The sequence below is a fragment of the Parasphingorhabdus halotolerans genome (assembly GCF_012516475.1).
GTDB lineage: Bacteria > Pseudomonadota > Alphaproteobacteria > Sphingomonadales > Sphingomonadaceae > Parasphingorhabdus > Parasphingorhabdus halotolerans.
Genome location: NZ_CP051217.1, coordinates 2,571,287 through 2,595,180, shown reverse-complemented (window position 1 = coordinate 2,595,180; position 23,894 = coordinate 2,571,287). Strand labels below are relative to the sequence as shown.

Genomic DNA, 23,894 nt, shown 5'->3' with positions numbered 1-23,894 from the left:
GACGAACGGTGAGCCTGAACCGGTAACATCTCAGGCTGCATCGCCATGCTCCAACGCCATCCGCCGTTTGATTTTGTGACGCTTCATTTTCTCTACAAAGGTCGTCCGGCGCAAGCTGACAAGATGCGCCGCTTCTGCAACAACACCTTCTGCCATTTTCAGGGCGGATAATAGATAGCGCCTCTCTTCCTCCATCAGATGCTGCTTGAGATCAAAGCCATCACTGACAACTTTACTTGCGTTTTGGCCATAAGCCGGGCGTTTCAGCGACCGGTTTCCTGCAAAGCTTGAAGGCAGCGCATCCGCTTCATTGCTGGGCGCGGTCGAAGCCCGTCGGCGAAATAGCGACGATATCTGCGTGCTGGAAATCATCATGCCTGGGAAGAGTAACGCCGCGCGCTCGACGATGTTGCGCAATTCCCGCGCATTGCCCGGCCAGTCATAATCTTCCAGCGCCAACATTGCATCGGGCGCAAAATTTATGCCTTCGCAATCCATACCCACTTCTCTTGAGAAATGCGCGATCAGCGGTTTTATATCTTCCCGCCGAAATTTCAGTGCCGGAATATCAATCGGAGACACCGAGAGCCGGTAGAACAGATCTTCGCGAAACCGCTTTTCGGTGATCGCCGTATCCAGATTCTGGTGCGTGGCCGAAATAATCCGCGTATCAATGTTGATCGTCTTGGTGCTGCCAATCCGTTCAATCTGCTTTTCTTCCAGTACGCGCAGCAATTTCACCTGCATATCAAATGGCATATCACCAATCTCGTCGAGAAACAGACTACCGTTGCTGGCATCCTCAAAGCGACCGGTGCGTTGCGCAATCGCTCCGGTAAAGCTGCCTTTCTCATGGCCGAACAGTTCTGATTCCAGAAGATCCCTCGGGATCGCGCCGCAGTTCACCGCGACGAATTTCTCGCGAGAGCGCACGGAAAATTTGTGCAACGCTTTTGCCACCACTTCTTTCCCGCAGCCTGATGGACCGGTGATCATCACCGGTATCTGCGTGGCAGCCGCATAGCGTATCAGACTGCGCACCTCGGCCATCGCGGCGCTCTCACCGACCAGCATACGTGCCAAATCCTCATTCATGATTTTACCGATATTGCCCATTTTCCACCTCACCGCCAAATTTATGACGTTGATAAGCTAATGGACACGAAACAAGCGCCCCAAACCCACTCCGATCTGGTGGAAAACTCTCCCTAGCGGCTATTGGAGATGTGAATAAACGGTGCCCATGACGCCGGATGTGCCCATTCTGGCCGCCAGTCTGCAATCGGGCTGCCATCGCCGCGTTTGCCAGTTCGCACCGCATGCATTGCCTGTTGCAACGCCAACGCACGACCAGCATCGGGTGCGGCGCGGTCCGCCTTGATTGTCTCAACTGTCAACAACGCGGTTTCCTCGTCACCCACTCGCCAGTTGCTGGCGAGCAGAGATTTTGCCCCGGCAAACAGAAACGCCCGGGACAGCCCGGAAAGGCTGTCACCACCGCCCTGCCCTTCGGCAGAGGCGGTGTTGCAAGCGGAGAGGATAACCCAGCGCGCGTTTAGTTTGAGCTCGGTTGCTTCGGACGCGGATAGCACCCCGTCATCTTCAATTGTCGCTGTTTCCGGCGGGGTAAAGACCAAGGCGGGTTCATCCAGCCCATCCAGTTCCCCGGGCAATAATCCGTGGGTTGCAAATATGATGACCTCTGATCCGGCCATCTTTTGATCGGTTCGCACTGCTGTTTCGGTGGCGTTATCGCCGGTAACCACCGAAAGATCTCCTGCGTTTAGGGCGGCAGCCATAGCGTCAAGTTCCCGTCTGGTGCCGGGCAAGGGCACAAGTTGTTTCAAGCTTTGCGGATCGGCGAGAGACAGGCCCTGGCTGTTGGCAGCGCGAAAAAAGCCCGAGGAACCCGCTCCACGCTTCGTGCTGGCGGTCTGTGCAGGGCCATCCAGAGTTGGCGCACCAAATCCGATAAAGCCCCAATCCGTGCTTGCGGGTTTCCCTCCACTCTGGAGCAAAGACTTGTCCTGCAATTTAAGCGCCGACACCGCAGGCAATTGGGTGAAGGCATATTTTTCGCCCAGCCAGCTACTAGCGCTCAAAACATCAGGGTTGGCATTGTCACCTTCCTGCGGTTGCTCATTAATGAGCGCGGCAAGCGGGAGGCTGGCAAAGGCACCGCTGCTGACAACGAAAATATGCTTTTTGTCCAAGAAGATATCTTCCACCGGCGCGAATATATCTTGATACAGCGAATAAGCGCGCGTCCGGTCATAAGCGCGATAGCCCTCCAGTTGCGCATCGCTCACTTGTTCATCCGCAAAAAAGTCTTCCGGGCAGCCCAAGGGATCTAGCTGGCAGCGGAGATATCTAATGCTTGTTTCCGCAGATTCCTGTTTCCGCGACTGACGTTTCCAAGAGACGCTATCTTTGGTCACGCCGAGCAAAAAAATATCACCGATCGACGGAAATACCAAAAGCAGACCATCGCTATCACCCAGCCGCTGCTGGACATCAGAGATGTCTAGAGCGCCCGGCCTGACAAGCTCCGCATATTGCGGAAATTCAGTGCCCAGCTTGGCGTTTATAACGGTCAGTTCGCTGGTGACCTGATCGATTTCATTTTGATAACGCGTCGTATCATTCTGTTTTCCGGTTACGAGAGCGGTTTCAAATTGCCTGTCCAGTTGCACCTGCTGGCGTTTCAAATCCTGTTGGCGACGCACAAGTTTAGCAAGCGCGCTATCTCCCGATGCCGTTCTTGCCGCCGTTTGTGACATTGCTTTGGCCGATGCCGAAAGGCTGGCATTCTGGGCCGTGATAAACATCTCACGCATTAGAGTGTCTTCTTCCACCGGGATGGCGGCCGCCCGGGTCGCGAGTATTTTCATATGAAAACCGAAACTCGCCTCATCCAGTTCGCCGGGCCTGAAATCCTCGTTGATCGGTAGACTGCCGGTAGCGCCATTGCTTGTCGTTCGCTGCAAGCTGCGGTTCGTTTCGATTATTCGCAGCGCTTCGCGGCTGAGCGCGAGCGCTTCATTGCTGCGGGGGTTGTCTGGCGCAATGACCAGCGTCAACCCGTTGAGAGCCAGGAGCAAGGGATAACCGGCGCGTCCGGGCAGCGCCCGCGCCTTTTTCAACGCTGTACGCATGGATTGCTCGGCGAGTTTCGCCTCCCCGCCCAATAATTGCAAAAGCCCCAGATTACCATATGCCTGAACCATCCGGGGATGATCCGGCCCAATCGCCTTTTCGGTGATCGCAATCGCTTTGCGGGCAGCAACAATGGCCTCGGGGAATTCTTTCAGATTGGAAAGCGTCGTAGCCAGATTGCTATAATATAGTCCGAGATCCGCGTGATCTTCACCCAGAGCGGCACCGGCCCAGGCAACTGCATTCCGCATATCAGGGGCGGCCGAGAGATATTTTCCTTGCCGGGTTTTGGCAATGGCCAGGTTGGAAGAATGGCGCGCACTCCAGATATGAGCGTCGCCAAACTGGGCGCGATTGCGATCGAGCACGCGGACAAAATATTGTTCAGCTTCTTCGGCGCGGTTCTGTGCCAGCAATATGGTCGCAAGGTTGGCGACGGCAAGGTTAGTTTCCGGATGATCCGAACCTTTCGCTGCATTCCACGTGGCAATGGATTGGCGCGCCAAAGGTTCCGCCTCTTGCGGTCGGCCCTGATCGTTAATGGTGACAGCAAGCCCACCAAGTGCCGAAGCGATATATTCATGGTTTTCCGGAAGAGAGCCATTGGTCAGCACGCTCAGCGCTTTGCGAAACAATTTCTCAGCCTCGGGATATTGGCCTAGCGAGTAGTGATTGAGAGCCCAATTGTTGTACGCAAGGCCCGTAAACGGGTGCTGCGGCCCCGCAATTGCCTCATACAATGGAACCGCTTTGCTGAAATATTGCGCGGCCTCTTCATAGCGACCCATGCGTTCCAAGATGAGTGCAACATTCGCAATCGCCGTGGCGTTGTCGATCGTTTGCTCCCCAAATACGACTTCGCCAAGGCGCTGGCTTTCGACGAAATAGGTGTAAGCTCGCTCATTTTGGCCCAACTCGCGCAGCACCAATGCCAGCCGCCCAAGCGCGGAAATATAAGATGCGCTTTGTTTGGTTTGCCCTTGTTCATAAGCGGCCACGGCAGTTTCATAGGCCGGTACTGCCTTAGCAAACTGGCCGGTTTCCCGATAACCGTCGCCGCGCCAAACGGCTAGATTGCCTGCAAAATTGGCTTTAAATGCGGCATCCCGATCTTGCAGAAGATTTCGCGTTTGAGCCATTTCTTCCATCAATTGGGTTAGCTTGATGAGCCGGATCCAATCCCGGTTTCTTATGGCAATTTCGATGTCAGGAAACCACCGATCGACATCTTCAACAGATGACTGGGACGTATCGTCAGGCAGTACCGGAGCATTATAGGGCAGTATGGCGTTGGCCGTTTGGTCGGTGGCTTGAGCAGATGCCGTTGTGAGGGCTTGGCCGACGAGCAAGCCCATTAAAACCGGCTTCCAAACAGCACGCCGGAAACTGGTGCAGAAGCGCTCCCTAATCCGTTTCATGCTCCGTCTTCCAGCGATCCAGAGCCTGTTCGAGATGTCTCTCCGCCATGTCGCGTGCCGCATCGCGCTTCAGTCCCAATGAATCAGCCAGTCGTTCGCCGATCAGCGCATCGCCCAATGCCATCAGCACCAGCGTCAGCGTGTCCTCATGCATTTCCCGGTCCTCGTGACCGCCAACGGCAATATCATCAACCAGCTGGTGAATAGTATCAACAATCGGATCGAGCGCATCTTCATTGCCGGTCAGCAGCATCCATGACGACAGCGCGCCAGCGCCTTCCTTGTCAAACGCATCAAAAGTGAGGTCAACAATATCGCGCACCGATCCTTCACCGGTCCGCGACTTGATAACCGCTTGGGCAATCGTGCCGCACACCGAATCACTGAGATATTGCGCCAGCGCTTTTTGCAGGCCAGAGGCCGAACCGAAATGGTGGAGCAAATTGGCGTGTGTCCGGCCAATACGTCCCGCGACAGCTTTCAATGTTACAGCCTGAGGACCAGCTTCAATCAACAGATCGCGCGCGGCCACCAGCGCCATGCTGCGGCTTTCTTGCGGGGAGAGGCGTCGCTTCGCTATTGACATTTATGTAAGTAACCCTATTGTCATCTTTGTAAGTTATTCAGACCTAGTTTTATTTGGATCCAGTCAATGAATATGCCAACCCCCGTAAAAGTCCAGCCTGAAACAATATCAACGCCGACGCCGCAAGGGCACGAAATCACACCGCGTGATCGCCGGTTCGGCAGAGATGCTGACCATGCGCGCGACAAATACTGGCTAAACGGCGACCCGATTGGCACTGCTTTCTACGATGCCCTATCACTCACATTTCCGCGCGGCGAGGCCTATTTTATAGAAAGCGTAAAGGAATTTCGCGACTGCGCGCCGCCAAAATTGCAACGGGAAATTCGGGCATTCGTCAAACAGGAGGTCATCCACAGCCGCGAGCATCTTGCACTGAACCGGCGGCTTGAAGAGCGCGGTTTTGATATAAGCAGGATCGAAGAGCGCATCACAGAATCGCTAAACATGACCCAGGGGCGACCAAAAATCGCCAATCTGGCTTCCACGATGACGCTGGAACATTATACTGCGATTCTGGCCAAGGAATTGCTCGCCAATCCGCGTCACATGGCGGGCGCCGAACAGGAAACCGCAGATCTTTGGCGTTGGCATGCTCTGGAAGAGATCGAGCACAAAGGCGTCGCCTATGACACCTGGCTCTATGCAACCAAGGATTGGACCCGCTGGCAGCGCTGGAAAGTGAAAGCGCTCATTCTTTATGCGGTTACCGTAAATTTCTGGCGTAATCGCTTCACCGACACACTGGATTTGCTGGCACAGGATGGCATCAAAGGCTGGCGCGTGAAGCTGAAGTTCCTATCTTTTTTGCTCGCCCGTCCGGGCATGGGCCGAAAGATGATAATCCCTTGTGTGAAATTCCTGTTACCCGGGTTTCATCCGTGGAACGAAGACGACCGGCATTTGATTGATCTTGCAGACAGCGAATATGAAGCGGCGTTATTAGATCGCGACGCAACGGATAGCCTGAAAGCAGCCTAAGTTAGCAGTAAGCTGTTAATGCGCCGTCTTGCTGACATCGACTTTTTCAACCCATTCCGGGAAGAAACTCGGCTCGCGTGTGGACCAGCCAGGAGCGGTTGCAGCCGCTTCGCTGATCGATTGTAGCAAGCCTTTGCGCGTTTTCGGGTGGAGATGCGGAAGCGATGCGGCAGCGCAAAATGCACCGGGCAACCATGGCCGGGAATCCGGACCCAGCAGGCGCTCGTATAAAAAGCGAAATGCGGGGAATGAGCTGATGCGGCCCTGACCCAAATCATAAGCCGCAAGAGATATGAGCGCAGGCATAAAAGCCTCGATGCTCTCGATCGCACAATCTTTCGGGATCGCTTTGCGGATATCGGGAAACCGCTTGTACAGGGATATCTGCGCTTTGATGCTGGCTGCTTCGACAACGTCACGCGACCATGTTTCCACTGCATCGGCCCGTTCCAGACCAACGTCGAGCGAACGCCGGATATAGCGCTGGGTTGCCGAACCGAAGCTGGCAAATTCTTTCATCTCCGCCAGCGTCATTGCACCTGGCACGGGTTGTATCTCTTTTGTCATCGCCGGGACTCCCTGTTCTGTTCCCACAATGCGACATTGACAAAACATGGTTAGCAATTGGTTAAAAACGGAAAGTTTCGACCAACCACCAGTTTGCTTCGACCAAGCCGGGCCACACACCGATTCCGATAGAGACAAATGATACCATCTTGCCCTAAACTGTTTTTACAATGAAGAAATTTGATATTGGCAATCCGACACCGTCTGTCGGTCATCAGGTCGCGATCCTTTCGATCCTCGGCTTCTGGTTTTTTTATGTAACCGTGCTGACGCTCAAGGTCGCAGTCGGTGATTGGCCGGCCCCGGCCGAAATGGCGGCGCGACGTGTGGTCGTGACGATACTCGGCATCGGCGTTACCTATATATTATATCTGCTGCTCCGGCAGTTTGAAGGACGGCCGCTGTCCACCCGGATCATTACTGCTTTTACAGCTGCAATCCCTTTCGCCATCGTTATTGCCGGGATCAATCACCTCGTGTTCAATGTCTATGATCCTGAAAGTCTGTTTGATGGAAAAAGTACCGAAGAAATGCGCAAATATATGGCGCAGGACTATTTTGCGCTAAAATCCATTGCCGAAGATGCAATCTCCCGTTTCTGGCTGTTAAGTAGCTGGGCATCCTTATATCTCGCTCTCAGTTATGCCTCTGAAGTACGACAGATGGAGCGCCGCGCGTCGCGCTTCGCCCAGGCCGCGCAAGACGCTGAACTGCGATCTCTGCGTTATCAGGTCAACCCGCATTTTCTGTTTAACACGCTCAACAGCCTGAGCACTCTGGTCATGCGCAGCCAGCCTGCTGATGCGGAAGAGATGATCCTCAACCTATCTAAATTCTATCGGACCAGCCTGTCGGGAGATCCTCTGGAAGACGTTGCATTGAGCGAAGAAGTGCATTTGCAACAGCTGTATCTGGACATTGAAAAGGTCCGCTTTCCTGATCGCCTGAAGACGAAAATTGAAATCCCCAATGTGCTTTCCGATGTTCTGGTGCCGGGTCTTATTTTACAACCCTTGGTCGAAAATGCGATCAAGCACGGTGTCGCGCACAGCAAAAGGCCGGTGACAATATCCATCAGTGCCGCAGCGGAATACGACCGGCTCAAACTCATCGTCGCAGACGATGGCGAAGCAAAACCGTCTGGCGGCAGCACAGATCAAAGCAATGGCATAGGCCTTGCCAATGTCCGGGACCGCCTGGAAACCCGTTTTGGATCCGAGGCAAGCCTCACCATCACCAGACCGGATGACGGCGGCTTTGTTGTAGAACTGACCATGCCACTATTAGCGGACGTAAAATAATGGATGATATCGACTTCCCGCCATTGACCACTTTGATTGTCGATGATGAACCGCTGGCGATTGAGCGACTGCAACTTTTATGCGCGCGGCAAAATGATATTAACCTCGTCGGCACCGCCAGCGACGGTGAGGCGGCGATCCGCCTTGCACAGCAGCTGAAACCCGATCTGATGCTGCTTGATATTGCGATGCCCGGAATGACCGGCCTCGAAGTCGCAAAAGCACTCTCGGACATGGAAGGTTCACCAGCAATTATATTTGTTACGGCGTTTGACCGGTTTGCCGTTGAAGCCTTTGGGGTCGCGGCGATTGATTATGTTTTGAAGCCGGTGGAGAGTGATCGGCTCTCCTTGGCAGTATCGCGTGTGCGGGGTCGCCGGGGGAACATGCCCGCAACCCAAAAACAAGAATCGCCCTGGGCTGAAGAATTCTGGGTGCCCTATAAATCCGAACTGCGCCGCATTGCTGCATCCGAGATAGACCGGGTGGAGGCTGAACGCGATTACATGCGCTTGCACGTCGGCAGCGTAAGTTATTTATTGCATCAAACAATTACCGGGCTTGAGGAGAGGCTCAATCCGCAAGAATTTATCCGGCTTCACCGTTCGCATCTCGTCCGGCGCGACTGGATTGGCGGATTGCGGCACGATGGCGGTGGAATCTGGATTGCCTGTCTGAAATGCGGCACGGAAATCCGTATTGGCCGCACCCATCTGGCCGAAGCCAAAAAGCTGGCCGGTCGTTAGTTTGGCGCGGCTCGAACGCGCCGTCCCCATCAAAATTTCGCAAAGCAAAATGGAGAATAAAAAAGCCCCGGTGTAAGGGCACCGGGGTTGGTAGGTCGTTTGGCCAAATTGAGCCGCCTACATTGGGGTTTCGCGGCTTTCTAATGGGTTGTGTTCAGTTTTTAACCAGAAGCGCCGTTTTGATAGGCTTGCCCGCAGCTGCGGCCGCCATGATCGTGACCGTAGCACGCTGGGCCGAGTTGCTGGCTTGTTCCATGCAGTTGCCGTGATCTGCCATGTCTCTAAGGCTTTTGGAATCATATGAACCACAGACCTGACGCACCGCGCCCTTGATCCGGCCTTGCAGCGTTGCTTTTCCAGCGGCGCTGACCAGGTCGAGATCACTATAGTCTACCGCTACCGATCTGACCGTACGGTTCTGGGCACTCGCACTTGCGGCAAACCCGGTGGTGGTTATGGCAACCGCAGCAGCGGCCATCAGGGCTTTATTCAATAGTGTCTTCGTCATAATTTATCTCCTCGCATATAGTTTGCGGGCGTTGCCGGAAAATTGGGGGCCGACATTGCCCGCTTGGGGGTTTCGGGGCGGAAGCGGAGTTTTTGTCCGGGGAACGGACCGTCAGACTGTTGGTTCTAACTTGGGGTCACTCCCGCCTTGATTTTTAGATACCCAAGGCACGCGTCAGGATCACTTCAAGTTCGATAAACTACGATTGTAGTCTGCCAACCGCGCAAAGCTTCGACCAACGACAATTTGCCGTCGATCAAAGCAACTTTACGTAACTTTTGTTACTATTCAGATAGTTACAGATGACATCGAATCATGCTGTATTATGATACTAAATCAGCCCTGAAAGCGGACTCGATGGGTCGGCATACATCCGTCGGCCCATGCGACCTGATAAATAAGCCTGACGCCCTGCCTCGACAGCGAGCTTCATCGCATGCGCCATGCGGACCGGTTCTTTCGCTTCGGCAATCGCGGTATTCATCAACACGCCATCACAACCAAGCTCCATAGCAACAGCGGCATCGCTCGCCGTGCCAACACCGGCATCAACCAGCACCGGTACATTCGCGCCCTCCACGATCAGCCGGATGGTCACCCGGTTCTGGATACCCAGACCGGAACCAATGGGTGCGCCCAACGGCATGATCGCCACCGCACCGGCATCTTCCAGCTGTTTCGCAGCAATCGGATCATCGACGCAATAGACCATTGGCTTGAAGCCTTCTTTGGCCAGCACCTCGGTCGCCTCCAATGTTTCACGCATATTGGGATAAAGCGTCTTTGCTTCGCCGAGCACTTCCAGCTTCACCAAATCCCAGCCGCCCGCTTCCCGCGCCAGTCGCAGCGTACGAATGGCATCATCGGCGTTAAAGCAGCCAGCGGTGTTAGGCAGATAGGTGATTTTCTTGGGATCAACATAATCCATCAACATCGGCTGGTTCCGGTCCATGACATTGACCCGCCGCACAGCGACCGTCACAATCTCGGCCCCGGCAGCTTCCACCGCCGCCGCATTTTCTTCAAAGTTCTTATATTTTCCGGTGCCGACAATCAGCCGGGAGTGGAAGGTCTTGCCTGCGACAGTCCAGCTATCGTCATTATGGTCGCCGCCGCCAACAAAGTGGACAATCTCAAGCGCGTCACCATTTTCGACCTTCACCTGCTCAAGTATGGAGCGCGTCACAATCTCGCGGTTACGCTCCACTGCGACTTTTTCCGGCTCCAAATCCAGCGTACGCACCAGATCAGCGATGGAAAGACCTGCGGCCAGCTTATGCGGATCGCCGTTTAGCGTTATGGTAATTTCGGTCATTTGGGCGGTTTCCATCTGTTTGATCTCGCTTTTCAAATTCGGGGCATATAAAGAGGTAGCCTAAGTCGCAACCAAAAGCGCCATTGGGGAGCAAAAATTGGCCAGCAAAAAAACCATTTATGTTTTGAACGGTCCCAATCTCAATTTGCTGGGCATGCGTGAACCGGAAATCTATGGCTCCGATACATTAGATGATATCGCCGGGCGGCTCGAAGACCAGGCACAGGTGCTCGGCTTTGATGTTGAAATCCGTCAAAGCAATCATGAAGGCCATCTGGTCGATTGGCTGCAGGAAGCGGGAACGGATGAGGCGCAGGCGGTGATATTAAACGCTGGCGCGCTGACCCATACTTCTGTCGCGCTGCATGACGCGATCAAAGCCATATCTGTTCCGGTTATCGAAGTGCATATCTCCAACCCGGCAGCGCGCGAGGAATTTCGTCACAGGAGCCTAATCTCTCCGGTTGCAAAAGGAACTATTTGCGGACTAGGCGCGATGGGCTATCAACTGGCACTGGATGCCGCCTCTAAATTTTAACTTCTGAACAAAGGACGCAATATGCCTCCCAAAAATGAAAGCAGTGATGGCATGAATGTCGATATTAAACTGGTGCGTGAGCTTGCAGCTGTACTGGAAAAAGCCGGTCTCACCGAGATTGAAGTCGAAGACGGTGACCGCAAGATTAAAGTGTCCCGCAGTGGCGGTGTTATGTCTGCGCCGGTGGCAGCTTATGCGCCACCAGCGCCAGCCCCTCCCCTGCCCGTAGCCGCAGCCGCGCCGGCAGCCGAAGCTGCACCAGCCGATGATCATGCAGGCGCGCAAAAATCCCCGATGGTCGGCACAGCCTATCTCGCACCCGAACCGGATGCCCCGAATTTTATCAGCGTGGGAGACAAGGTGTCGGTTGGCGATACGCTGCTGATCGTAGAAGCCATGAAAGTGATGAACCCGATTATTTCGGAAAGCGCCGGTACAGTTAAAGCAATATTGGTCGAGAACGGTCAGCCAATTGAATTTGACCAACCACTTGTGGTGATCGCTTGAGGGGTCCGGCGTGACAATTAACAAAATCCTGATCGCCAATCGCGGTGAAATTGCGCTCCGAATTTTGCGCGCCGCCAAGGAACTGGGCATAGAAACCGTGGCCGTGCACAGCACAGCAGATGCCGATGCCATGCATGTCCGACTCGCGGATCAGGCAGTGTGCATTGGCCCGCCACCGGCTGCCGATAGCTATCTTTCCATACCGGCGATCATATCAGCAGCCGAGATTAGCGGGGCAGACGCCATCCATCCCGGATACGGCTTTCTCTCCGAAAATGCACATTTTGCCGAAGTCGTTGAAGCGCATGATATCAAGTGGATCGGCCCCAAGCCCGAGCATATCAAGATCATGGGCGACAAAGTTGCCGCAAAGAAAACCGCTGGCGATCTTGGCATTCCCCTAGTGCCCGGTTCCGACGGTGCGGTGAGCGAAATTGGCGAGGCAAAACGCGTTGCCAAGGATGTTGGTTATCCTGTGATAATCAAGGCGGCTTCGGGCGGCGGTGGACGCGGCATGAAGGTGGTGAACAGCGAGACCGAGCTGGAAACCCAGATGCAACAGGCGGGCACGGAAGCGAAAGCGGCATTCGGCGATGCCACCGTCTATATCGAGAAATATCTCGGTGATCCGCGTCATATTGAATTTCAGGTTTTCGGTGATGGCCGCGGTAATGCCATTCATTTGGGCGAACGCGATTGTTCGCTGCAACGCCGCCACCAGAAAGTTCTGGAAGAAGCGCCTTCTCCGGTCGTCAGTGCAGAGCAACGCGAACGCATGGGCAAAGTCTGCGTCGATGCTATGAAGGGTATGGGATATCGCGGCGCGGGTACGATCGAGTTTCTGTATGAAAATGATGAATTCTACTTCATCGAGATGAACACGCGGCTTCAGGTTGAACATCCGGTCACGGAAATGATCACTGGTGTTGACCTTGTTCGTGAACAAATCCGGATTGCCGATGGCCGTGATCTGTCTGTGAAGCAGGAAGAAATCGTGTTTAGCGGCCATGCCATCGAATGCCGAATCAACGCCGAAAACCCGAAGACCTGGGCACCGTCTCCTGGCAAGGTAACGAGCTATCATGCGCCAGGCGGTATGCACGTCCGCGTTGATAGCGGACTCTACGCCGGATATTCGATTCCGCCCTATTATGACAGCATGATCGCCAAGCTGATTGTCTATGGCCGCACCCGCGACGGCTGTATGATGCGGCTGGCCCGCGCGCTCGATGAATTTGTTATTGAAGGCGTGCAAACCACCATTCCATTGCATCAAAAGCTGGTCTATGATGAAGAATTCCAGTCGGGCGAATATACCATCAAATGGCTGGAAGAATGGCTGGCGAAAGATAATCTGAAATAGGGTAGACGGCTCCCTTGATATGCTGAAGGATCAGTTCGAAGCAAAGAGTTGTTCAGATAACTCTTACCTTTCCTGAACATAACAAGTCAGTTCAGGACTCCGACAGGGTTAATAACCTATGACTTGTTTCACTGATGCGGCAAATGGAGTCGCGCCGGACCAAAGTGGAAACAAGGAATAAGCCATGCGTATATTTTATATTACGGGTCTGATGGCTGCCACGATGCTGACGCCCGCCGCCGCATCTGCCGCAGAAATCGTGCCTAACCTCAATTCATCACAAGCACTGGTCAACGTCGATCTTGCTGGAAGCGCGGCATTGCAACGCGACAACCGCGGCGAACGCCGCGCCAATCGAGGTAATGGTGCAAATCGTGGAGATCGCGGAAATCGCGGTCAGATGCGGGCCCAGCAAAGCAATAACCGCGGCGATGTTCGCGGTGACATGCGTGCTGCCCGACAGGAAGCGCGTCAACAGTCCAGGAGTCGCCAAGACGTGGGCCGCAACTTCGATCAGGCACGCGAAAATCGTCAAGCGCGCCGCGCACAGGCTACCCAGAATGACATCCGTCAGGATCGCCGCGCATATCGGCAGGGACGGCAGGACCAGCGCCAGGTGGACCGCAGAATAGATCGCCGTCAGGATATCCGGCGCGGCGACCGCAACCGCGACGGTGTTGTCGACCGTCGCTTTGACCGCAACCGCAACGGCGTGATTGACCGTCGCTATGATCGCAACCGCAATGGCGTGGTTGATCGCCGGGTTGATCGCAATCGCGATGGTTATATTGACCGCAGTTACCGCCAGAATAACCGCAACAATTACAGCCGCCGTGACCAGCGCCGCTGGGATCGCAATTGGCGCAGCGACCGGCGCTATGACTGGCGCAGCTACCGCAACAGCAACCGCAACTATTATAGCGTAGGTCGTTATTATTCGCCATATCGGAGCCATAACTACCGCCGGTGGAACGTGGGTATCTATCTCGGCTCAGCCTTCTACGGCTCACGTTACTGGATCAACGATCCCTGGCGGTATCGCCTGCCAGCCGCCTATAGCGGCACCCGCTGGATCCGCTATTATGATGACGTCCTGCTGGTCGATACCTACAACGGCGAAGTCATCGACGTAATCTACGACTTTTTTTACTAAGGTCGACGAAATGAAATAACGGGGTGGCCCGGAACCATGATGTGGTTCCGGGCCATAATTTTTGCGCTGGTTATTTTCCGGTTGAATGCATTGCCATTTTCACACAGAGTTACCAAAATTCTGGAGATCGGCCTTGATCAGACATTTGCTCATTCTTTGCACTCCCTTCCTGGCGCTACCTGCCTTCGCGCAGGAAATGCCAAAACAAGACCCAATCACGGTCATTGTCGCCGGGCAACTCATCACTGACGCGCAAAGCAATGCTGGCGGACCAGCGGTCATTCGCGTTCAGAATGGGAAAATACTCTCAATATCGCGGGACGAAATGCTCGACCCTGCAAGTGATCCGGCGATTGTTGATCTAAGCAACAAAACCGTGATGCCCGGCCTGATTGATCTCCATGTTCACCTCACTGGCGATCCCGGCGGAGATTTCTGGAAAGAAGCCACCGAACCAGCCGAATGGGGCGTTGTGGTCGGCGCGAAAAATGCGCAGCTCACCGCTAAGGCTGGCTTCACTACAGTCCGCGAGGCAGGATCATCAAAATATAGCGCCTTTTCCTTGCGGCGCGGCACGGCAGAGGGTAAAATCTCCGGTCCCCGGATAATCGCTGCCGGTCCCGCACTGGCAATTGTTGGCGGTCACGGAGACACAACCGGCTTTACCGAAGATATAAACGACGCGCTTGCTAGCGGCTATAGCTGCACCGGGCCGGTCCAATGCGCCGAGAAAGTCCGCAAAGCATCCCGCGCCGGAGCCGACATTATCAAGATAACCGCGACCGGCGGTGTGCTCTCCCAGCAGGGACGCGGCCTGGAAGCGCATTTCTCCGATGCGGAAATGAAGTCCATTGCCGACACCGCCCATTCGCTCGGATTAAACGTCATGGCCCATGCGCACGGTGCACGCGGTATTGAAGCAGCAGCGAAAGCGGGAATCGACACAATCGAACACGGGACCTATCTTGATAAGCAAGCGGCCGATGCGATGAAGGCCAACGGCACAATCCTGGTGCCGACTTTAATGGCTTTCAAAGGTGTCACCGAGCGCCTGGGCAAAGGCATTTATACCCCGGTGGTTGAAGATAAGGTCCGTGCCGTTTCCGAGACCGCCAAAGTCTTTATGAGAAAGGCGCATGGCTGGGGCGTGCCGATTGCCTTTGGGACAGACGCCGGCGTCTTTGATCATGGTCGCAATGCCGGCGAGTTTGCGCTGATGGTCGAGCAGGGCTTGACGCCGCGAGAAGCGGTGGCAAGCGCGACAACGGTAGCGGCAAAGGTACTTGATATGGAGAACGAGATTGGCAAAATTGCGGTCGGTTTTTCAGCTGATCTTATCGCCGTTTCCGGCAACCCGCTTGATGATGTAACCGTACTGGAAAATGTCGATTGGGTGATGGTTCGCGGCCGGGTGATTGACTGACATCAGCGACGACAGCGATAATTATGCCAACGATCAAGCCGCTCTCGAAACAAGATACGCTAAAATACGCCAATCCCAAACGCATGGCGGAAATCGGGCGCGACGTAACCGATACGCTCAACGCGAACCCGCACGTGCAATGGCTCGAAAGCCCGCATGTTCAGCTCTATGTCTGCCAGAATTTTCTGTCCGACAAGGATTGCGACCTGCTGGTGAAAATGATTGATGCGGACTCGCAACCATCAACGCTGTACGAAGGTACGGAAAAGGAAGGCTATCGCACCAGCGACAGTTGCAATGTCGACCCGCATGACCCCGATATCAAACGCATCGACCAGATGATCTGCGACCTCATGGGCATCCCCGCGTCCCACAGCGAGATCTTGCAGGGGCAGCGCTACAAGGTTGGTCAGGAATTCAAGGACCATCACGATTTCTTTCATGAAAGCGAGCAATATTGGCCGACCGAAGCGCGCGCTGGCGGTCAGCGCACCTGGACGGCGATGGCCTATTTGAACGAGCCCGAAGAAGGTGGCGGCACTGCTTTTCCCCAACTCACCTATTCCGTCGCGCCGCGCAAGGGCATGCTGCTGATGTGGAATAATATGGGGATTGACGGCAAGCCCAATCTCAACACGCTGCATGCCGGCACGCCGGTGATCAGAGGCACGAAGTATATCATCACCAAATGGTTCCGTCTTAATGCCTGGCGCGGCGCACCTACCAATTAGCGTCGCACCAGAGCGCCCAAATGACTGACCGCCGATCAACCGGCGACAGTCTTCGACCAACGGCATTGGAAACATGGCGGAATCGTTGCAGCTGCAACCAACCTGTGTTAGCTCGACACAACAGTCTTTAGTATCAAGGAATTACCATGCTTCGGAAATCTCTCATCCTCCTCGCCAGCACCAGCCTTCTGGCCACTAGCGGCGTCGCTTTTGCCAACGCCGGCTCCGCAGCAACCGCTGCGGCTGATGCTGCCCAGGAACAGGCCAAGCCTGCAAAAATGACCGAAGGCGAAAAGATGAAAGCCTTGTTCGCCAGGAGCGATGAAGAAAATCTGAAACGCAATCCCATCGGCGCGCTGTTTCGCGGCGACCAGCGCTATGCCGACCAGCTTGGCGATTATATCAGCGACGCGTATTTCGCTGGCGAAAAAGCGGCCGAAGCGGCGGAACTCGCAGCATTGATGAAAATCGATCGCACGAAACTCAGCGCGTCGGACAAAATCGCCTATGATGTGTTCAAGCGCGACAAGGAGCAGGCGCTCAAAGGCTATTCGGACGAGATCATGGCGCTCACCGTCGTGCGTCCGCTCAACCATTTCAGCGGCTTCCACACCTTCTATCCCGATTTCGCTTCGGGCAAGGGCGCAGCGCCGTTCAAAACCGTGAAAAACTATGAGGATAATCTCAAGCGTCACAAACAGTTTGTGACGATATTTGATCGCTCGGTTGGCCGCTTTCGCGAGGGCATGGATAGCGGTGTTGTCGAGACGAAATTAACAATCACCAACGTGATCGAGCAGCTCGCCACCCAGATCGGGCTTGGCCTGGAAAAAAGCCCTTTCATGGGTCCTGTGCAGAATTTTCCGGAAGATTTCAGCGAGGCGGACAAGAAACGCCTGACCGCAGAATATGAAGTGGCAACCAAGGATATTTTCGCCAGCTTCCAGCGGATGCACGATTTCCTCAAAACCGAATATCTGCCGGTCGCGCGCGAGGAAGTTGGCTTATCAGCGATGAAGGGTGGCGAGGTTCTTTATGAAAACATGATCGAGAACACGACGACCCTGCCCTTGAAAGCCGATTATATCCATGATCTTGGCCTGAGCGAAGTCACGCGGATCAAAACCGAGATGGAAGAGATTAAAGACGAAGTGGGCTTTGAAGGCTCGCTGTCGGAATTTTTCACTTATCTTCGGACGGATGCAAAGTTCCACCCGAAAAGTCGCGAGAGCCTGACCCAGCGCTATTATGACATGGGCAAGACAGTGGATGCGAAAATTGGCACATTGTTCAAGGTGCTACCGAAATCTCCGCTGGAAATCCGTCCCTATGACGAGGCTGTTGAAAAATTCCAGGCGGGCGGCTCCTACCAGAGCGGCACGCCGGACGGCTCGCGGCCCGGCATATTCTATTTCAATGCCTATGACCTGCCCTCGCGCAACACCTCCGGCATAACCACGCTTTACCTGCACGAAGGCGCGCCCGGTCACCATTTCCAGATCAGCCTCGCGCAGGAAAATGAAGCCCTGCCCAATTTCATGCGGTTTGGCGGCAACACCGCATTCGTGGAAGGCTGGGCGCTCTATGCCGAGAAACTTGGCTATGATATGGAGCTTTACAACGATCCATACCAGCGCTTCGGTCATCTGGATGATGAGATGCTCCGTGCAATGCGGCTCGTCGTCGATACCGGCCTGCACAGCAAAAGCTGGACCCGCGAACAGGCGATCCAGTATATGCTCGACAATAGCAGCATGGGCAAAACCGATGCGACCGCCGAGGTTGAGCGCTATATCGCTATTCCATCGCAAGCATTGGCTTACAAGATCGGCGCACTGACCATCCAGCGGCTACGGGCAAAATCAGAAAAAGCGCTGGGTGATAGATTTGATCCCCGCGAGTTTCACGACCAGGTGCTCAACACCGGCGCATTGCCGATGACGGTGCTGGAGAAGAAAATCGACGATTGGATTGCCTCGCAATCCTGAGCACGGCCCTATTTGGGTTGAACCGTTCGTCCTGAGCCTGTCGAAGGATGCTCTGCGCTTTGGAGCCCTGCTTCGACCAGCTCAGCATGAGCGGTTTGTGGATCCCGCCGTGCCTGTTTCCAATAAACCGGCACTAACCGCATATTAAGCATTTCCCGGTAAGGCTATCCTCTGAAATTTTGGGGGATAGCCACCATGACAATAGAATTTTCAAGCCTGCTGAACGGCATCAAGGACCAGGGCGCGATCAACGCGGCCGATGTATTGGCGCTGCGCAAAATCGTGTGGCCTGACGGCGCAATCAATCAGGTCGAAGCCGAATTATTGTTCGAACTCAACGGCGCTGACGCCGAGCCATCGCAGGAATGGATCGACTTTTTCGTCCCCGCGATCACCGAATATTTGATCAACCAGCAAGCGCCCAAAGGCTATATCAGCGAAGACAATGCCGCGTGGCTGATGCGGCATATTGACCATGACGGACGTCTGGAATCAGAAATCGAGCTGGAACTGCTGGTCCGCACGCTGGAAAAAGCAACCGGCGCGCCTGCATCCTTGCAGGCTTATGCCATCCGCCAGATTGAAAATGCGGTGATGACCGGCAAAGGGCCAACCCGCTGCGGCGGTGAACTAAAACCCGGCTGCGTCACCGATGCAGAAGTCAAAATCCTCCGCCGCGTGCTCTATGCGGCCGCATCTGAAGGCGCGATCAGCATCACCCGCGAGGAGGCCGATATGCTGTTCCGCCTCAAGGACGCGACACTGGACGCGGAAAACAGCCCGCAGTGGAAGACATTATTCGTGCAGCTCGTCGGCAACCATGTGATGGCGCATAACGACTATAAAATGCTCGACCGCGCCGAGGCTGCCCGGCTCGAAAATTTCATGAACGACAACAAGCCCGGCATCGGCGGCTTTTTCAGCCGGATGAAATCTTCGGATATCGGCGGCGCGTTCAAAGATGTGTTCGGCGGCGATATTTTCGGTGACGGAGCGCAGGCGAAAAACCATGTCGCAGCGGTCGAAGAAGCCCGCGCGATTGATACCGACGAACAAAAATGGCTGCGCGAGCGGATCGAGGCAGACCAGACGACAGACCTGCTGGAAAAAGCATTGCTGGAGTTTATTGCCGAAGAGACCGGGCGGGCCGGGATTTAGGTTTTTCCAAAAAGAAATTCCGCGATTGGATAGCTTCGCAGGTTGATACTGACAATACGCCTTCTCCCTTGAGGGAGAAGGAGTTCTGGTATTCCGTTGCGTCATTGCGCGCGCAGCGCGGCAATGACGGGTTCTGGTCTAAATCAATTTGCCCTGCTCGCCTGACTTGTCATGACGCTGGGCTTTGCGGAAGGGCGAGACAACCCAAGGCAGGTCCGGTCGCCGGTCCTGAAACACTTCGGCCAGGGTGATGATTTGCAGGCGCGGATGTTTGCGGCCCGACACTTCGCTTTCAAACAGGCCGAGCTTGGCCGCTTCCTGCATCATCGGCTTGGATGGCAGCGCCTTGGTGATAAACACGCCGGCCAGTGCCTTCTCCCGCTCCATCACGCCGACCAAATCGCGGATCATGGCGACGCCGACATTGTCGCCGCCCTTGACCGATAATATGGCCTTTTGCGTTTTCTTGCCATCGGGTTTGAAATAAATGAAACCGTCAATGCCGCCATCGGCGCCCTTGCGGCCATCCTCGAACAGATGCCCGTCGAGCTTGGGCACGATCCATTTTTCAAATTCATGCTTGTCGCGCCGCGCCAGTTCCATTGCGGAGTCCAGCGACTCCGGACGGCCTTTGACGTCGAATTGCACACCGGGATGCGAATCTTTCATCCGCTGTTCGATCAGGTTGATCGCCAGATGGGTAACATCAATCCCGATCCATTTGCGCCCGAGTTTCTCGGCAGCGTCAACGGCGGTGCCACACCCGCAGAAGGGATCAAGCACGACATCGCCTTCGTTCGAAGAGGCGGATATGATGCGTTCGAGCAGGGCGAGTGGTTTTTGAGTGGGGTAGCCGAGACGTTCTTGGGCTTGAGAATTAAGTGGATTTATATCTGTCCAAACGGCGCTCATTATATTGCCATCCAATTCATTCAGAAATCTTTTAAGACGAGGCCGACGTTTGGTATCCAAGTAACCGTCGCTATCGGTTGGATACCATATTTTGTTTTCGTCATGGAGACGTTGCATGGTTTCAAGCTTGTATCGCCATCCTTTTGGAGGAAACGGGAAGCCTTTCCATTCATACATCATGTTTGGTCGAGGGTTCGGGCTGGTCATATCGCTCAGCGAATATGGCCCTCGTCCGTCGTTATCATCATTTTTGAATTTTGACGCTATATGGCTTTCGGAGTGCGGTTCCCGCGGTTCAGTCCAAGAAAAATTCTTGGACTTACTATAGAAAAAGATTGTGTCGGCAATCTTACTCCAAGTCTTACTGTCGTTGTGAATGTTCGTACGTTTCCAAACGATTTCATTTCTATAATTTTCCGCGCCAAAAACCCCATCCAGCAACAGCTTCAGATAATGGCTCGCGGTCGGGTCGCAGTGCAGATAGAGGCTACCGGTCGGTTTCAGGACGCGGTGCAGTTCGATCAGCCGTGCCGCCATCATGGCCAGATAGGCCATCATGTCATTCTTGCCGAGAAAGCCGAGCATCGCTTCCAGAAGATCATGGGTTTTATGGTTGCCGCTGGCGGTGACAAAATCGACTGATTCCTCGGCATCCGGCCCCCAGCTCCAGGTATCGTCAAACGCATTGATCTGCGCATCGCTGTCGCTGCCATCGGGGGATTTGAACAGGATATTATAGTTGGCGTTGGAATTGAACGGCGGGTCGAGATAGATCAGATCGACGCTCTCATCGGCAATATGCGACTGAAGCACTTTGAGATTATCGCCATAATAGAGCGTGTTGGTCATGGGGCATTGCTAAATGGTTTGCACGAAGCGCGCTAGGGTTAATCGTCTTCCTTCTCCCTTGAGGGAGAAGGGGTTCCCGTATTCCTGTCCGTCATTGCGCACGAAGCGCGGCAACCCAAAGCGTCTGCGCGCGCGGCTCCGGGTTGCCGCGTCGCTGCGCTCCTCGCAATGACGGCAGTTTTCGACGCGGCAGCGTGGAGCCACATCAAACTGGTCCCAGCCACAGAAATTCTGTCCTACACCCTCCGCAAATGCTAGGCAGGCCTTATGATGGTCCTATTATATTCTGCGTGCGCAGCTGCACCACCCGGTAAGATAATCTCCCGGGATTTTCAGGCAATCCGGCTTTCCCCTTCCTCCCCTTGTTCATTTCGAAAGCCACTATTGTGAACGAATCACTCCTCCCCGCCGCCCGCGAGATACTCGCCGCGCTGATCGCGTTTGACACCACCTCGCGCAACAGCAATCTGGAACTGATCGCCTGGGTCGAGGATTATCTTTTCGGGCACGGCGTCCCCTCGACCCGCGTCGTCAATGCGGATGCCAGCAAGGCCAATCTGTATGCCACGGTTGGTCCCGAAGTGGAGGGCGGGATTATTCTTTCCGGCCACAGCGATGTCGTGCCGGTGGACGGGCAGGATTGGGATAGCGACCCGTGGATGGTGACCGAGCGCGATGGCCTGATGCACGGGCGCGGGACTTGCGATATGAAAGGGTTTATCGCGCTGGCGTTGGCGGCGGTGCCTTTGTTCAAGGACGGCAAGCGCCCGGTCCATCTGGCCTTTAGCTATGACGAGGAAATCGGCTGCCTCGGCGCGCCCGCGATGATCGCGGAGATGGCGGTGAAACTGCCCAGTCCGGCACTCGCCATAATCGGTGAACCGACGATGATGAAACCGGTGACCGGTCATAAGGGCATCGCGGTGCACGAAGTGGAAGTGCTCGGCCATGAGGCACACTCCAGCCTCACCCATCTTGGCGTATCGGCCAATATGGTCGCGGTGGAACTGATGCATGATCTCGCCGAACTGGCGCGGGAATTGTGGGAGGGCGCTAATCCAGCCTCGCCTTTCGTGCCGCCCCATGCGACGCTGACCATCGGCAGGATGGAAGGCGGAACGGCGGCGAATATTCTCGCCCGCCGCGCGCATTTTGTCTTTGATCTGCGCTGCCCGCCGGGTGTTGACCCCGAGGCGGTGCTGGCACCGTTTAAAGCCAAGATCAGCGCGCTGGATACGCAGCTTAAAAAGGCGTTTCCTGAAACCGGAGTGACCATCACCCGGCAATCCAACGCGCCACCGATGACGCCGGAGGGCGGGGCAGAGGCAGAAGCCTTTGTCCGCAAGCTGACTGGCGACAATGCTCCGGCAGGGGTTGTGTCCTACGCCGCCGAGGCCGGGCAGTTTCAGCAGGCAGGCTTTCCCACGGTGATTTGCGGACCGGGTTCGATCGAGCAAGCGCATCAGCCGAATGAATATCTAGCGGTCGAGCAATTCGAGCGCGGAGTCGCTTTCATGCAGCGGCTTGCAGAAGAACTCAAGCGCACACCCTGAAGCCGTAGCGTCAGGCGAAAAATTTGTATAACGCGCAGAAAATAGCTATATTGGGAAGGATAAGGATTACGAAATGCCTGCTGTAAAAGCCGCCAGACCCAATGAAATATTTGCGCCGGACGAATGGCGTACATTGACCCGTGTGTCGCCGGTACGCGGCTTGTGGCTGGCGCTGCATGGATGGCTGGTCGTCGCGCTCGCCGCTGGTGGCACCGCGCTGGCGTGGGACTGGCACTGGCTGGCTGGGCTGATTGCGACGCCCTTTGCCATCGCCATTATTGGCGGGCGGCAACTTGGCCTTTCCATTCTGATGCACGAGGCGGCCCACGGCCTGCTCCACCCCAATCGCAAGATCAATAATTTCGCGGGCCAATGGCTGACCGGCGCGGCAACCGGCAGCGATTTGCACAGCTACCGCGCCTATCACTTGACCCACCATAAATTTACCCAGCAACCCGAAGATCCTGATCTGGGTCTGTCCAAACCCTTTCCGACAACACGGGCCAGCATGCGGCGCAAAATCATCCGCGACCTGACCGGGCAAACGTTTTTCAAGCAGCGCAGTAATCAATTTGGCGTGGCGTGGAAGGGATTGCGGGCGATGCTCGCGGGTAGTACTGATACTGAAATTGCAGCGAAGCGCGATACATCCGCAGGAACGCCTTTTAATCGCAATGGTGCAGCGGGCGTCGCTGCACCAGTGACTGATCTGGACGGCGCGAAGAAGACCACCCGAACCGTGGCGCGGTTTCTGGTCATTCAGTTGCTGGTGCTGGCGATCAGCCTGGCGACGCTCGGGATCATTCCGTTTCTGATATGGCTGGCCGCTTTGGCGACCACATTCCAGCTGTTCCTGCGCATTCGCAATATCGCGGAACATGCCTGCACCAGCACCGGTAGCGGCGATCCGTTTTCCCATGCGCGAACGACCTATGCGAACTTCTGGGAACGGACGACAATGGCGCCCTATTGGGTGAATTATCACAGCGAACATCATCTGTTCATGGGCGTGCCCTGCTATAATTTGGCCAAGGCGCATAACGCGCTGATGGTCGGCGGCTTTGAGGAACGGATGACGATTGCGAGCGGGTATCGGGAGATATTAAAAACCGTTACCGCCAAGGCTGCAACCGCCAGCTAA

At 55.0% G+C, this 23,894-nt stretch carries 20 protein-coding genes; 13 read left to right on the top strand and 7 right to left on the bottom strand.

Features of this window, described 5'->3' with window-relative positions; translation table 11 throughout:
- Positions 1 to 30 precede the first annotated feature (30 nt).
- The 3 genes from HF685_RS12755 to HF685_RS12745 all read right to left on the bottom strand — a co-directional run bounded on the left by HF685_RS12755 (position 31) and on the right by HF685_RS12745 (position 5,160).
- Positions 31 to 1,095, bottom strand: a complete 1,065-nt coding sequence (locus HF685_RS12755) for a sigma-54 interaction domain-containing protein (RefSeq protein ID WP_246218613.1) — start codon at positions 1,093 to 1,095, stop codon at positions 31 to 33.
- Positions 1,096 to 1,208: 113 nt separating this feature from the next.
- A complete protein-coding gene (locus HF685_RS12750; protein WP_168820317.1) occupies positions 1,209 to 4,574 on the bottom strand; it encodes a CHAT domain-containing tetratricopeptide repeat protein in 3,366 nt (1,121 codons plus the stop codon).
- Positions 4,561 to 5,160 carry a TetR family transcriptional regulator gene (locus HF685_RS12745; protein ID WP_168820316.1) on the bottom strand — a complete coding sequence of 200 codons (600 nt, stop codon included), beginning with the start codon at positions 5,158 to 5,160 and terminating at the stop codon, positions 4,561 to 4,563. Before HF685_RS12745 ends, HF685_RS12750 begins: the two co-directional genes overlap by 14 nt.
- A gap of 66 nt (positions 5,161 to 5,226) precedes the next feature.
- On the opposite strand from HF685_RS12745, the gene HF685_RS12740 reads away from it, so the two are divergent.
- Positions 5,227 to 6,141: a metal-dependent hydrolase gene (locus HF685_RS12740; protein ID WP_343040052.1), complete on the top strand. Its 915-nt coding sequence runs from the start codon at positions 5,227 to 5,229 to the stop codon at positions 6,139 to 6,141.
- Between the two features lie 15 nt (positions 6,142 to 6,156).
- On the opposite strand, the gene HF685_RS12735 is transcribed toward HF685_RS12740, so the two are convergent.
- A complete protein-coding gene (locus HF685_RS12735) occupies positions 6,157 to 6,708 on the bottom strand; it encodes a hypothetical protein (protein WP_168820315.1) in 552 nt (183 codons plus the stop codon).
- A 170-nt stretch (positions 6,709 to 6,878) separates the two neighbouring features.
- Here HF685_RS12735 and HF685_RS12730 point away from each other — a divergent pair, with 170 nt between their 5' ends.
- Together HF685_RS12730 and HF685_RS12725 are read left to right on the top strand one after the other, a co-directional pair.
- Positions 6,879 to 8,009 (top strand): sensor histidine kinase, encoded by a 1,131-nt coding sequence (locus tag HF685_RS12730; RefSeq protein WP_168820314.1) that lies wholly within the window; start codon positions 6,879 to 6,881, stop codon positions 8,007 to 8,009.
- Positions 8,009 to 8,755, top strand: a complete 747-nt coding sequence (locus HF685_RS12725) for a LytR/AlgR family response regulator transcription factor (RefSeq protein WP_168820313.1) — start codon at positions 8,009 to 8,011, stop codon at positions 8,753 to 8,755. The genes HF685_RS12730 and HF685_RS12725 overlap by 1 nt, the downstream gene beginning before the upstream one ends.
- 154 nt (positions 8,756 to 8,909) lie before the next feature.
- Here HF685_RS12725 and HF685_RS12720 read toward each other — a convergent pair whose 3' ends face one another.
- A complete protein-coding gene (locus tag HF685_RS12720; RefSeq protein WP_168820312.1) occupies positions 8,910 to 9,263 on the bottom strand; it encodes a UrcA family protein in 354 nt (117 codons plus the stop codon).
- Between the two features lie 331 nt (positions 9,264 to 9,594).
- Positions 9,595 to 10,578 carry a sulfur carrier protein ThiS gene (thiS, locus tag HF685_RS12715; protein ID WP_168820311.1) on the bottom strand — a complete coding sequence of 328 codons (984 nt, stop codon included), beginning with the start codon at positions 10,576 to 10,578 and terminating at the stop codon, positions 9,595 to 9,597.
- Between the two features lie 154 nt (positions 10,579 to 10,732).
- Between thiS and HF685_RS12710 the strand changes: the two genes are divergently transcribed.
- The 8 genes from HF685_RS12710 (at position 10,733) to HF685_RS12675 (ending at position 19,439) form a co-directional block, all read left to right on the top strand.
- Positions 10,733 to 11,116 carry a type II 3-dehydroquinate dehydratase gene (locus tag HF685_RS12710; RefSeq protein WP_246218834.1) on the top strand — a complete coding sequence of 128 codons (384 nt, stop codon included), beginning with the start codon at positions 10,733 to 10,735 and terminating at the stop codon, positions 11,114 to 11,116.
- Positions 11,117 to 11,137: 21 nt separating this feature from the next.
- Positions 11,138 to 11,623, top strand: coding sequence for an acetyl-CoA carboxylase biotin carboxyl carrier protein (gene accB, locus HF685_RS12705; RefSeq protein ID WP_168820309.1), 486 nt, complete (start codon positions 11,138 to 11,140; stop codon positions 11,621 to 11,623).
- A 10-nt stretch (positions 11,624 to 11,633) separates the two neighbouring features.
- On the top strand, positions 11,634 to 12,986 hold the full coding sequence (accC, locus tag HF685_RS12700; RefSeq protein WP_168820308.1) for an acetyl-CoA carboxylase biotin carboxylase subunit: 1,353 nt from the start codon (positions 11,634 to 11,636) through the stop codon (positions 12,984 to 12,986).
- 184 nt (positions 12,987 to 13,170) lie between these two features.
- Positions 13,171 to 14,139, top strand: coding sequence for an RcnB family protein (locus HF685_RS12695; protein WP_168820307.1), 969 nt, complete (start codon positions 13,171 to 13,173; stop codon positions 14,137 to 14,139).
- Positions 14,140 to 14,335: 196 nt separating this feature from the next.
- The gene (locus HF685_RS12690; protein WP_168820306.1) at positions 14,336 to 15,562 is read left to right on the top strand and encodes a metal-dependent hydrolase family protein; all 1,227 of its coding nucleotides are present in this window, start codon (positions 14,336 to 14,338) and stop codon (positions 15,560 to 15,562) included.
- A 23-nt stretch (positions 15,563 to 15,585) separates the two neighbouring features.
- Positions 15,586 to 16,293, top strand: a complete 708-nt coding sequence (locus tag HF685_RS12685; protein ID WP_168820305.1) for a prolyl hydroxylase family protein — start codon at positions 15,586 to 15,588, stop codon at positions 16,291 to 16,293.
- A gap of 146 nt (positions 16,294 to 16,439) precedes the next feature.
- The gene (locus HF685_RS12680; RefSeq protein WP_168820304.1) at positions 16,440 to 18,281 is read left to right on the top strand and encodes a DUF885 domain-containing protein; all 1,842 of its coding nucleotides are present in this window, start codon (positions 16,440 to 16,442) and stop codon (positions 18,279 to 18,281) included.
- A gap of 195 nt (positions 18,282 to 18,476) precedes the next feature.
- Positions 18,477 to 19,439, top strand: coding sequence for a hypothetical protein (locus HF685_RS12675; RefSeq protein ID WP_168820303.1), 963 nt, complete (start codon positions 18,477 to 18,479; stop codon positions 19,437 to 19,439).
- A 138-nt stretch (positions 19,440 to 19,577) separates the two neighbouring features.
- Here the strand turns inward: HF685_RS12675 and HF685_RS12670 are convergent, their stop codons facing one another.
- A complete protein-coding gene (locus HF685_RS12670; RefSeq protein WP_168820302.1) occupies positions 19,578 to 21,200 on the bottom strand; it encodes a DNA methyltransferase in 1,623 nt (540 codons plus the stop codon).
- A 386-nt stretch (positions 21,201 to 21,586) separates the two neighbouring features.
- Between HF685_RS12670 and argE the strand changes: the two genes are divergently transcribed.
- Together argE and HF685_RS12660 are read left to right on the top strand one after the other, a co-directional pair.
- Positions 21,587 to 22,753, top strand: a complete 1,167-nt coding sequence (argE, locus tag HF685_RS12665; protein ID WP_168820301.1) for an acetylornithine deacetylase — start codon at positions 21,587 to 21,589, stop codon at positions 22,751 to 22,753.
- Between the two features lie 73 nt (positions 22,754 to 22,826).
- Positions 22,827 to 23,894: a fatty acid desaturase family protein gene (locus HF685_RS12660; RefSeq protein WP_168820300.1), complete on the top strand. Its 1,068-nt coding sequence runs from the start codon at positions 22,827 to 22,829 to the stop codon at positions 23,892 to 23,894.